Raw genomic sequence first — 11,960 nt, forward strand, 5'->3', positions numbered from 1 at the left:
GCTATTGCTTAAATTCGGCCTTTCCCACGCTCATAAAACGCCCTTCGGCCATGTCGCAGACAGAACGCGCGAGAAATGGCCGCGACCCGACCTTCCGATTGAAGAGGTTGATTTCTCAGCGAGAATACTTAGGCTTGGCTGGCGGTATAAGAGGAGATTGGCTGGCGACAGGGTTCCGCGGCCAGGGCTGAAAAAGAACTCCCACACCGTCCGCAGCAAGGGTGAACCTTGGCTTGTTTGATGCCGAACCTTCAGGCTGCACAGTTGCTCCGGGTGACGGAGGATGTCGAGCATCCGCCGTGGATTCCCGTTTGGATATTGGCTGCAAAAAAGACTGGGAGGTCTTGCAACATGAAGAAACTCCTCGCTTCCACCATTCTCGCCGCGGGCCTCTATGCCCTGGCGGGTTCCGCGCAGGCCGCGGAATGCGGTGAAGTCAGCATTGCCGAAATGAACTGGGCCTCCGCCGGCGTCGCCGCCCAGGTGGACAAGTTCATTCTCGAAAACGGTTACGGCTGCACCGTGACGCTGGTCACCGGCGACACCATGCCGACCTTCGCCTCGATGAACGAAAAGGCGCAGCCCGACATGGCGCCGGAACTCTGGGTCAACGCCGTGCGCACGCCCCTCGACGCGGCGATCAAGGAAGGCCGGCTGATCGAGGCCGCAAAGATCCTCAGCGAAGGCGGCGTCGAAGGCTGGTGGATCCCGAAGTTCCTCGCCGACGCGCACCCGGACATCAAGACCGTACAGGACGCGCTGAAGCATCCCGAGCTCTTCCCGGCGCCGGAAGACCCGACGAAGGCCGCGGTGCACAATTGCCCGTCCGGCTGGAACTGCCAGGTTTCGACCGCCAATCTCTATAAGGCGCTGGATGCGGAAAAGGCCGGTTTCGTCCTGGTCGACACCGGTTCGGCCGCCGGCCTCGACGGCTCGATCGCCAACGCCTTCGAAAAGAAGACCGGCTGGCTCGGCTACTACTGGGCGCCGACCGCGATCCTCGGCAAATACGACATGACCCGCCTCTCCTTCGGCGTCGACCATGACAAGGCCGAATGGGACGCGTGCACGGCCGTTCCGGACTGCCCGGCCCCGAAAGTCAACTCCTACCCGGTCTCGGACGTCTTCACGGTCGTGACCAAGTCCTTCGCCGAAAAGGCCAGCGTCGCCATGGACTACGTCAAGGCGCGCAAGTGGGACAACGGCACCGTCAACAAGGTTCTCGCCTGGATGGACCAGAACCAGGGCACCAACGAGGATGCGGCCAAGCACTTCCTCGAGGAATTCCCTGATATGTGGACGCAGTGGGTGAGCCCGGAAGTGGCCGAGAAGGTCAAGGCGGCGCTCTGACACGCCATGACGGCAGGCGCGCCGTCGATGACGGCCGCCTTTCCGTTCCGCAGGATCCTGCGGAACGGAACAATGCAGCGCCCTTGCGGGTTCCGTTCGAGCGCGCGTCGTTCCAGAGGCGGCGAAGCATGACCGTCCGCGTCGCAAACAGTAAAGCGGGCGCCACATTTCGCTGACACAGTCTAAAAGCCGGGCCCGAAGAGGCCACCCAAAGTGTGCGCAGGAATCGACGCCAGTCGATGCCGAGACGCAGCCGGCTCGATAAAAGACTTCCGGCCAAGAAGGGGAAACATATGGCATCCATCTGCAGTGTCTTGCCAGCTTTGCTCTGCAAGTTCCCTGCCATTGACGACAGCACGATCCGCCTGGCACGCAAGACCGTCGACGACGGTTTCAAGAGCTTCGTCCGATCCTACGGAAACGCCATCGATACGGTGGTGCAACCGCTTCAATGGTTCCTGAATTATCTCGAAAGCCTGTTCGTCGGCTCGCCCTGGATCGTGATCCTGGCTGTCATGATCGCGATCGTCTATTTCGGCAGCCGCAACACCGCCGTCACCATCGGAACGGCGCTGTCGATGATCGTCATCGGCCTTGTCGGGCTTTGGAACGACACGATGATCACGCTGGCGATGGTCACGGTCTGCACGCTGATATCGATCCTGATCGGCATTCCGATCGGCATCCTCATGGCGCGGTCGGACCGGGTGCAAGCCTTCGTCAATCCCGTCCTCGACGTCATGCAGACGATGCCGAGCTTCGTCTATCTGATCCCCGTCGTCATGGTTTTCGGCATCGGCAAGGTGCCGGGGCTGATCGCGGTCGTCATCTATGCCGTGCCGCCGATGATCCGGCTCACCAATCTCGGCATTCGCCTCGTCGACAAGGAAGTGCTGGAAGCGGCCGACGCCTTCGGCTCGTCTGGCTGGCAGAAGCTGAAGAACGTGCAGATGCCGCTGGCTCTGCCGACCATCATGGCCGGCATCAACCAGACGATCATGATGTCGCTGGCGATGGTTGTCGTCGCTTCGATGATCGGCGTCGGCGGCCTCGGCAAGAACGTGCTGCAGGCGATCGCCAACCAGTTCTTCACCGTCGGCTTCCTCAACGGCTTTGCCCTCGTCGGTATCGCCATCATTTTCGACCGTACCAGCCAGGCCTTCGGCAAGCGGCTGCAAAAGCACTCGGAGGTTATCCATGGCTAGTCATGCAATCGAGGTGAAGAACCTCTACAAGATCTTCGGCCCCCGCGGCGGCGACTTCGTCGACGCCGTCAAGAAAGGCATGGGCAAGGCCGAGCTCAACGAGAAGCACGGCCACGTGCTCGGCCTGCAGGACATCAACATCTCCATGCCCGCCGGCGGCGTCATGGTGGTGATGGGGCTTTCCGGCTCCGGCAAGTCGACGCTGATTCGCCATATCAACCGGCTGATCGACCCGACCGCAGGCGAAGTGCTCTATGACGGCGTCGACGTCTGCAAGATGAACGATGCCGACCTCCGGCAATTTCGCCGCCACAAGACGGCGATGGTGTTCCAGAAGTTCGCGCTGCTGCCGCACCGTACCGTGCTCGACAACACGGTCTACGGCCTGGAAATCCAGGGCATCGAGCGCAAGGAAAGCGAGAAACGCGCCCGCGGCTGGATCGAACGCGTCGGTCTCAAGGGCTTCGAGAACCACTATCCGAACCAGCTTTCGGGCGGCATGCAGCAGCGCGTCGGCCTCGCCCGCGCGCTCACCAACGATGCCGACATCCTGCTGATGGACGAAGCCTATTCGGCGCTCGATCCGCTGATCCGCGTCGACATGCAGACCGTGCTTCTCGACCTGCAGAAGGAGTTGAAGAAGACCGTGGTCTTCATCACCCACGACCTCGACGAGGCGCTGCGCCTCGGCGACAAGATCGCCATCCTGCGCGATGGCCGGGTGGTGCAGCAGGGCACGGGCCAGGAGATCGTGCTTTCGCCGGCCGACGACTACATCACCGCCTTCGTCAAGGAAGTGAACCGCGGCCGGGTGATCAACGTCGAAACGATCATGCGTCCGCTGTCCGGCAATGCCGACGGCGTGCCGCTTGAGGCCGGCACGGTGCTGGAAGCGGCAGCGCGCACGATGACCGCCGCCCGCGTCGCGAGCGCCCATGTCGTCGACACCCATGGCCGTCCGATCGGCGCGCTCGACCTTTCCACGGTCATCGCCGCCATGGTCACGCCGACGAGCCATGAGGATCGCGCGGCGGCGTAAGATCATCCGCCTGCCGGCACCTTCTCCCCGTTCTGACGGGGAGAAGGGACTCGCGGACCAATCAAAATCACGGTCTTATGCAGCCACCCGACTGACTGTCGGCACCCAACAGCTTACGCACATAGCCGTTTCTGACGGCTGCCCAGCAGGGGGCGGCCTGCAGCAGTCCTCGTCACCTCGCCCCGCCTGCGAGGAAAGGGTTGGTCCTCGGGTTAAACCCGAGGAGAGGGGCAAGCCTCACATCATCCGTTGAGAAATCAGTTCGTCGTTGTGGTCGCTGCCGTTGCCGCTGCCACCGGTTCGACGACGCTTGCGGCGCTCGCGTCCTGCTTCGGCGGCAGGAACTTGTCGAGCAGCGCGATCATGTCGTTGTCGCGCGATTGCGCCGTCTTGCCGCCCATGACGACGGCGACGAGGCGGGTGCCGCCGCGCTTGGCCGAGGTGACGAGATTGTAGCCGGACGCGTCCGTATAGCCGGTCTTGATGCCGTCGACGCCTTCATAGCGCTTCATCACGTTGTTATGGCCGCGCAGCTTCATGCCGCGAAACTCGATCGTCTTGTTGGCGAAGAGCTGGAACTCCTCCGGAAAGTCGCGCATCAGCGCCAGACCCAGCGTCGCCATATCGCGCGCCGTCGTCACCTGGGCCGGGTCCGGCAGGCCGTTGGCATTCTTGAAGACCGTGCGGCTCATGCCGAGCGCCTTGGCCTTGCGGGTCATCATCTCGCCGAAGGCAGGCTCGTTGCCGGCAAGGGTCTCGCCGATGACGACGGCGGCATCATTGGCCGAAAGCACGACCATGCCCAAGACGGCTTCGCGCACGGTGATCTGCCGCCCGGCGCCGACCGCCAGCTTGAACGGCTCCAGGCCGTTGGCATGTTCCGACACCGTCAGTTTCTGGTCCCACTTGAGCGTGCCGTTCTTCAGCGCCTCGAAGGCGAGATAGATCGTCATCATCTTCGTCAGCGATGCCGGAAAGTTCAGTTCGTCCGCATTGTCGGCCTCGAGGATCGAGCCGGTCTCGGCATTGACGACAAAATGCGCCTGTCCGGCGGCAGCAAAGGAAACGCTGCCAAGCAGCAGGCTCACGGAGACCGCGGCAGACGCGACCATACGGATAAGGGACTGCATATCGTGTTTTCTCGTTTCGACGCTATCGAACGACCTCGGGACGAAAATCGTGATCGAATTATGGAAGGCATGCCGCAGAACACGGCAACGGCCGCGTTTTCCACGGCCGAGATATTCCCCACCTTTTTACGGGTCCCACCTTTTTACGGGTATGAAGACGGCGCGGCAAGCACCTGCGGCAATCGGCGCGCAAATATCGGATCTTCAAACGCCGGAGGCCCCAAGCGAGATGCGCGCAGGTCCTTGGGCGTTTCACCGAGGTTTAACCTGATTGCGCCAAGGTGACGGCGGCCTCCCTGCCCGGCCAGCCCTGAACGGGCGGTGTCGGACTAGGAGCCGCAATCGACGATACCGCCCGCGTTGCGGCATCTGACCTTCACCCGTTTCGGCGCCGCCATGCACTCGAACTCAGCCACGGCAGACCACTCCACGACGCGCCAGCGGGTGCCGGCGGCCTTCGACGCCGGCTTGGCCGAGCTCGTCCAGGGTCTTGCCGCGCTGCTCTCGGGCCTTGGCCTGTTCCTCATCGTCTTCACGCTGATCCCCTTCCAGGGCGCGGTCGAGACCGATCCGAACGCGGCCAACGAAGGCAACATCATCAACCAGGTCGGCTACCTGGTGCTCGGCGCGGTCTATCTTTTCGCCATGCTGCTTGCGGTCGACAGGCGGATATTGGCCCGCCTGGTCTCGCCAAGCTGGATCGCGATCTTCGCGGTCGCCTATCTTTCCTGCCTGCAATCCTACGATCCGGCCGCATCTGCCCGCGGCCTGACGCTGAGCCTGATCGCGATGATCATGGTGGCGGGCGTGCTGGTGTTGCCGCGCAGCGAACGGGATTTCGTCAATGCCGGCGCCAACGCCATTCTGCTCTTGATCCTGATCGACTATGCCGCGCTCTTCGTGGCGCCGGATCGCGCCATTCATTCCGCCTTCGGCGACGAACCCTGGCATGCGGGCTTCTGGCGCGGGCATCTGTTGCACAAGAACGTCTCGGCGCCGGTTTTCTCCATTCTCTGCATGTTCGGCGTCTATTGCCTGCGCGCGGGGGCGCCGCTGCGCGGCTGGGCGATCACCCTGCTCGCGGCCAATTTCGTGCTGCATACGGGGTCAAAGACGACGATCGGCTTCCTGCCGATCGCAATCGGCCTCGTCTTTGCCGGCCGCGCGATGCGCAGCCCCGGCCTGATGATTCTCGCTCACCTCGCCATGTCGGCCCTGGTCTTCGGCCTGACCCTCGGCAGCATCTATTCCGACACGCTGCTATCGCTCACCAAGGCGCTGATCGACGATGCGACCTTCACCGGCCGTGACGACATTTGGAAATTCGCCAGCGCCAGCATCGCCGAGCGCCCCTGGCTCGGCCAGGGCTATGCAAGCTTCTGGCTGTCGCCGGTCATCATGGGCATGGAAGCGAATTTCGAGGCGAGCTGGGATGTGCGCGGCATCGTCACCGGCCACAACAGCTATCTCGACGCGGTGCTGATGTTCGGCGTGCCGGGCGGCATCCTCATGACGGCGCTCCTCTTCATCAAGCCGCTCTTCGATTATATGCGCGCCTATCGCCGCCCGCAGGCGCGCATCTTCGCCGATTTCTGCGTCATGGTGGTCATCTTCATGACCTATAACGCCATGCTCGAAAGCTTCTTCCTCAACCGCGCCGATCCGATGTGGCTCTTGACGGCGCTCGCCGTCTTCGGGCTTGGCCTTGCCGGCCGCATGAGCATGCGCGCGCAAGCGGCAACCTCCCAGCGCTGAACGCTTGCCAAGACATAAAGATATCTTTATATCTTACTGTTATTCGTTCCTAGCGGGACGAGGAAAGTGTGTGCGGTTTTCCGCCCGCGTCCCGCTCGGACTTACTAGAACCGATCACGTTTATGATCTTGGGTTGGCCCGACCCAACATCATCGTGATCTAGCCGGGAAAAACCGATGACCGCAGCATCCAATGTGCTCTCCGCTCTGCTTGCCGAAAAAGGCATTCTTCTCGCCGATGGCGCCACCGGCACCTCGCTTTTCGCCATGGGGCTCGAGGCCGGCGAAGCGCCGGAACTCTGGAACGAGACGAAGCCGGAGAACATCACCAAGCTGCACCAGGACTTCGTCGACGCCGGCGCCGACATCATCCTCACCAACACCTTCGGCGGCACCCGCCATCGCCTGAAGCTGCACCAGGCGGACGACCGCGTGCATGCGCTGAACAAGCGCGCCGCCGAGATCGCCCGCGCCGTGGCCGACAAGGCACCGCGCAAGGTCATCACCGCCGGCTCCGTCGGTCCGACCGGCGAGCTGCTGATCCCGCTCGGCGCGCTTTCCTATGAGGATGCCGTTTCAGCCTTCGTCGAGCAGATCGAGGGCCTGAAGGCCGGTGGCGCCGAAGTCGCCTGGATCGAGACCATGTCCTCGCCGGACGAAATCCGCGCCGCCGCGGAAGCGGCCGCCAAGGTCGGCCTCCCCTACGTCTACACCGGCTCCTTCGATACCGCCGGCAAGACGATGATGGGCCTGCATCCCAAGGATATCCACGGTGTCGCCAGCGATCTCGGCAACGGCCCCATCGCCGTTGGCGCCAATTGCGGCGTCGGCGCTTCCGACATCCTTTCCTCGCTGCTCGACATGACGGAAGCCGCCCCAGAGGCGACCGTCATCGTCAAGGGCAATTGCGGCATTCCGGAATTCCGCGGCTCCGAGATTCACTATTCCGGCACGCCGCCGCTGATGGCCGAATATGTGCGCCTGGCGGCCGATGCCGGCGCCAGGATCATCGGCGGCTGCTGCGGTACCACCTGCGGTCACCTCGCGGCCATGCGCGTCGCACTCGACGAGCATGTGCGCCGCGAACGCCCGACGCTGGATCTGATCATCGAAAAGATCGGCCCCTTGCGCAACAAGACCGCCAACGAAACGGCCGCCGCGCCGAGCCGCGAGCGCCGTAGCCGCCGCGCCTGACCTACAGCGCCGCGCGTCTTATCGGACGCGCGAAGGTCGCTGTAGCACTTAGAATTGCTGCATGTTTTTGTCCTTTAATCGGCTACGATTAAAGGAAACATGCAGTAGCAAGGCAGATCAACCAGCAAACGCCCCGGCATCGCATGATCCGGGGCGTTTGCTTTTGGGGTCGATGGTTAGCGCTTGGCGACGGTGCGCGCCGTCAGAGGCGGGCGCTGTCGAAGGCCGGGGGACCGACCGGCCGACGCCACGAAAAAACATCGCTCTCCGCCGCAGCGACGAAGGAACGGTAGAAGTCGAAGGCGCGCCCCATCTGGCGAGAGCCTTGCTCGGAGAAATGCCCGAAGTCCTCGAAGAGCGGCACGCCCCTGTCCTCGACCTTGCAGCTATGCGCATCGCAGAGATAGCTCATGAAACTGACGACCGGATATTCGTCGGCGATATCGGCGACGACCTTCAGCACGTCTCGGTCATATTTGCGCACGTCCTTCAGCGCCGGCTCGCAGCGTTGATCCGGTTGGCCGAGCAGCCGGGTCCTGGCGATGCAGAGGCCCGTATCGCGCCCGTCATGCGGTGTCGGTGCCACGAAGACAGCTTCGAAGCCATTGGCTTTCAGCCAGGCAAGCGTCTCTCGCAGGCCCTCGCTGAGGACGCTCGTTCCCGACGGCACCTCCTTGTGGCCGTCGACGAGCACGGTTTCCTCCTGCAGATACTGGCTGAGCTGCGAGGAGAGAACGACATAGCGGATCGAGCGGTTGGCGAGCAGGAAGCGGCGGACATCGTCGTTGTAACGCACGCAATCCCGCGGCCAGTTGCGGCCGAGCCGGGGAACGACCGGCGCCATATTGAGGAAGGGGCCGCAATTGTTCTTGGCAAGCTGCACCAGCCGCACGTCCGGCTTCGAGGCGATGACGCCGTCGACGAGGTGGCGGGCAAAGGAATCTCCCCAGACCGCGACCTCGGGCTTCGGGCTGGTGGCGCATCTGAGATCGGCGACCGCATCGCATTTCTTGCCGAGACCGACACTCGGCCGCGTCAACTCCGCGAGCGCGCGGTTCCTGGCGACCAGTCCGTCCGAGCCATCGAAGCCGAAGCCGAGTGCGATCGCCGTCGACCCGGCGGCAAGCGTCGCGCCGAAGACAGCGGCACGCCCGAAGCGCTTGGGCTTGCGGAAGGGCCGCTCGACGAAGCGCCAGCTAAGATAGGCCAGCGCGAAGCACAGCGCGATCAGCAGCGCATAACCGCCGGCCGGGATGCCGTCGATCGCCCTCAGCCGCGCAAAAGCAAAGACCGGCTGGTGCCAGAGATAGAGGCTGTAGCTGATGAGGCCGATCGCCACCAGCGGCTTCAGCGACAGCAACCGGCCGACGGCGGTATCGCCGCGGGCAAAGGCAAGGACGAGCGCCGTGCCGAGCACCACGGGCACCGTCGTCCAGCCGGGAAAGAAGGCGGATTGCGGAACGAAGAGATAGCTCGCGACGATCGCCGCCAGGCCAAGCGCCGAAAGCACTTCGCGACGCCCCTTTGCCAGATCGAGCCTCTCGGCGCTGACAAGCGCCAGAGCCGCACCCACGCCGAGCTCCCAGAAACGGCTGGGCAGGAGATAGAAATTGGCGGCCGGATCGGCGCGTGCCAGAAGCTGCGTCATGGCGAAACTCAAGGCCACGAGAGCCAGCACGACCTTCAGGGCTGTTGCCGCCGACGCGCGGCGCACGCCAAGCAGGAGCAGCGGAAAGACGAGATAGAACTGCTCCTCGACCGCCAGAGACCAGGTATGCAGAAGCGGCATCAGCTCGGTGCTCGGCGCGAAATAGCCCGTCTGCCCCCAGAACAGGAAATTCGAGGCGAAGAAATTCACCGCATAGAGGCTCTTGCCGAAATTGTTGAGCTCCTCCGGCAGCATCCACATCAGCGCGAAGGGAATAGAGACGGCGCAAACCAGCAGCAGCGCGGGCGCGATTCGGCGGGCTCGCCGCTCGTAGAAGGCGACGACGCTGAAGCTGCCGTCGCGGATTTCGCGGTGAATGATCGAGGTGATTAGAAAGCCGCTGATGACGAAGAAGACGTCGACGCCGGCAAAACCACCGGCAACGAGGCCGAAACCGGCATGGAACAGGAGAACTGGAACCACGGCGAGCGCGCGCAGTCCATCGATTTCGGGTCTATATCGCATCAACAGGGGAGTACATCCGATGGCAGCAGCCGCTCGTTAACTTGACCCTAACGGCAGGGCCATTGCCACCGGTTTATATCCACATTCGCGCAATTTCGGGGCACGGCCGCCGGCCGGCACCACGGCGACCGCATGCCGCCGCGGAGATATCCGTCCGCCTGCTGCGGCGTCAGGCCGATGCCCGGAGCCCGGCGATATGCCGACGCCAGGCATCGAGCCCGATCTCGATATCCTTGCGGCCGAAGCCGACGCGGAAGCGATCGGTCGCGACCGGGAGGAGATCCGAAACGAAGAGGCTCGACGGCAGCAGCAAAACGCCCGCTTCCTCCACGAGCCGCCGGCAATGGGTCTCGACGCCGTCCGCGCCGAGATAGCGGGCAAAACCGACGCAGCCGCCATCCGGTGCCCGCCATTCATAGAGATCCGGGAACTCGGCGAAGAAGGCCGAGAGCTTGTCCAGATTGCTGGCGACCAGCGCCCGGTTGCGGTCGAGGATCGTCGCGCGAGCCTTGAGCGCGATCGTCGCGAGCACTTCCGACGGACGCGAATTGCAGATCGACAGGTAGTGCTTCATCTTCTCCATGCGCTCCAGCAAGGCGTGATCGCGGCAGGCGATCCAGCCGATGCGCAGGCCCGGAAGCCCATAGGCCTTGGACATGACATTCAGCGAAATGCCGCGCTCGAAGAGTTCCGCCGCCTGCGGCAGGCGCAGCGCGGGATCGCGCTCGAGGCCGCGATAGACCTCGTCGCTGAAGAGATGGATGCCGCGCTCGGCGCAGAGACTCGCCAGCGCCCGGAACGTTTCCTGGTCGGCGATGGCGCCGGTCGGGTTGTTGGGGAAATTGACACAGATCAGCCGGGTGTTGGGACGCAAGGCCGCGCGCACATCGGCGATATCGAGCCGCCAGTTGTTTTCCGGTCGGAGCGGCACACCGGTGACGGCGCCGGCGATCGTTACCGGCAAAGTTTCCATCGACTGGTAGTTGGGCACCGTCACGATCGCATGGTCATCCGGCCCGAGCAGCGCCAGCATGGCGCAATAGAGCCCCTCCTCCGCGCCGGCGAAGCAGAGAATGTCGGCAGCCGAAAGGCCCTCATAGGTGGCGGCGATCGCTTCCCGAAGCGCTGGTGCGCCGTAGGTCTCGGTATAGCCGAGCGCGATGTTTTCCCAGGCGCCGCGATCCTCCTCATCGGCAAGCGCCAGCAGGTCGCGCATGCTCATCGTCTGGCTGTCGCTCGCGGTCATGTGGTGGCGCGCATTGAATTCCCAGCGGGAGAAATGGGTTTCGAGCCGGAAATCGGGCAAGGTCGTCATGGAAATCTCCTCCTCTCGCGGCTGAGGCGCCCGCGAACGGTTATGGGTCAGGCAATTCCGGAGAGCCACAAAGCGGTCTCCGTCCGGAATGCATGCGTTTCGATCAGGGTGCCTCGCCGCGTGCTGCAGCGAGGTAATTGTAGATCGAGGCGCGCGAGGCGCCGATGAGGCTTGCAAGATGGTCGACGGCATTGCGCGTCTGGAACAGTCCGCGTTCTTCGAGCGCCGCCACCAGCGCGACGCGATCGCTGCGCTTCAAGGCGGAGAGCGCCAGCCCCCGCTCCTTCAGCCAGCCATGCAGCGTCGCATTGATCTCCTCGCGCCAGTCTCGCGAAAATAACGCCTGCGGCCTTGGCTGCTCGGCGCCGGCGAAGGCCGAAAGCAGCTTCACCGCCGTATCGATCATCGACATGTCCAAATTGATGCAGAGCAGGCCGACCGCTTCGCCCGTCCCGTCCCGCAGCACGGCGGAGATCGACTTGAAGCGCCGGCCATCCGCGCCGGTCTTTTCATAGGGGCCGAGCACGGCGTCGGCGCTGCCGACCGCGGCAAACTCTTCCTCGATCAGAGAATCTTCGCCGACCGCGCGCCCGGAAAAACAGTTCCAGATTCCTGCGATCGTACCGGTCTTCAGATCATGCAACACGACCTCTCCATGCGGATAGAGCAAGGCGCTAATCGCAGCCGCCGTTGGCGCATGCATGGCGAGGATGGAGGTGAAGGCGGGCGCGATGATCATGGGCCGCTTATTGCTGGATTTGGATTTATTGTCAACATTAGACAAATTGTTCACGTTCAGC

General features: G+C 63.4%; 9 protein-coding genes. 5 read left to right on the forward strand and 4 right to left on the reverse strand.

Annotated elements, in window-relative coordinates; all coding sequences use genetic code 11:
- The first annotated feature begins 351 nt into the window (after positions 1-351).
- The 3 genes from AC1Z3V_RS28035 (at position 352) to AC1Z3V_RS28045 (ending at position 3,594) form a co-directional block, all read left to right on the forward strand.
- Positions 352-1,350, forward strand: coding sequence for an ABC transporter substrate-binding protein (locus AC1Z3V_RS28035; RefSeq protein ID WP_429807538.1), 999 nt, complete (start codon positions 352-354; stop codon positions 1,348-1,350).
- Positions 1,351-1,643: 293 nt separating this feature from the next.
- On the forward strand, positions 1,644-2,555 hold the full coding sequence (locus tag AC1Z3V_RS28040) for an ABC transporter permease (protein ID WP_429807535.1): 912 nt from the start codon (positions 1,644-1,646) through the stop codon (positions 2,553-2,555).
- Complete coding sequence (locus tag AC1Z3V_RS28045; protein ID WP_483502969.1) at positions 2,548-3,594, forward strand: quaternary amine ABC transporter ATP-binding protein; 1,047 nt, start codon at positions 2,548-2,550, stop codon at positions 3,592-3,594. The genes AC1Z3V_RS28040 and AC1Z3V_RS28045 overlap by 8 nt, the downstream gene beginning before the upstream one ends.
- A 257-nt stretch (positions 3,595-3,851) precedes the next feature.
- Here AC1Z3V_RS28045 and AC1Z3V_RS28050 read toward each other — a convergent pair whose 3' ends face one another.
- Positions 3,852-4,724, reverse strand: coding sequence for a D-alanyl-D-alanine carboxypeptidase family protein (locus tag AC1Z3V_RS28050; protein WP_429807531.1), 873 nt, complete (start codon positions 4,722-4,724; stop codon positions 3,852-3,854).
- A 360-nt stretch (positions 4,725-5,084) separates the two neighbouring features.
- Between AC1Z3V_RS28050 and AC1Z3V_RS28055 the strand changes: the two genes are divergently transcribed.
- Positions 5,085-6,479 (forward strand): O-antigen ligase family protein, encoded by a 1,395-nt coding sequence (locus AC1Z3V_RS28055; RefSeq protein ID WP_483502972.1) that lies wholly within the window; start codon positions 5,085-5,087, stop codon positions 6,477-6,479.
- A 176-nt stretch (positions 6,480-6,655) separates the two neighbouring features.
- Entirely contained in the window at positions 6,656-7,672 is a 1,017-nt protein-coding gene (gene bmt / locus AC1Z3V_RS28060) for a betaine--homocysteine S-methyltransferase (protein WP_429807526.1), read from the forward strand.
- Between the two features lie 202 nt (positions 7,673-7,874).
- On the opposite strand, the gene AC1Z3V_RS28065 is transcribed toward bmt, so the two are convergent.
- The 3 genes from AC1Z3V_RS28065 to AC1Z3V_RS28075 all read right to left on the reverse strand — a co-directional run bounded on the left by AC1Z3V_RS28065 (position 7,875) and on the right by AC1Z3V_RS28075 (position 11,899).
- The gene (locus tag AC1Z3V_RS28065) at positions 7,875-9,845 is read right to left on the reverse strand and encodes an acyltransferase family protein (RefSeq protein WP_483502974.1); all 1,971 of its coding nucleotides are present in this window, start codon (positions 9,843-9,845) and stop codon (positions 7,875-7,877) included.
- A gap of 169 nt (positions 9,846-10,014) precedes the next feature.
- A complete protein-coding gene (locus tag AC1Z3V_RS28070) occupies positions 10,015-11,160 on the reverse strand; it encodes an aminotransferase class I/II-fold pyridoxal phosphate-dependent enzyme (RefSeq protein ID WP_483502976.1) in 1,146 nt (381 codons plus the stop codon).
- A 103-nt stretch (positions 11,161-11,263) separates the two neighbouring features.
- Entirely contained in the window at positions 11,264-11,899 is a 636-nt protein-coding gene (locus tag AC1Z3V_RS28075; RefSeq protein ID WP_483502978.1) for a helix-turn-helix transcriptional regulator, read from the reverse strand.
- Between the last annotated feature and the right edge of the window lie 61 nt (positions 11,900-11,960).

Source organism: Ensifer sp. 38_S197 (assembly GCF_056924495.1).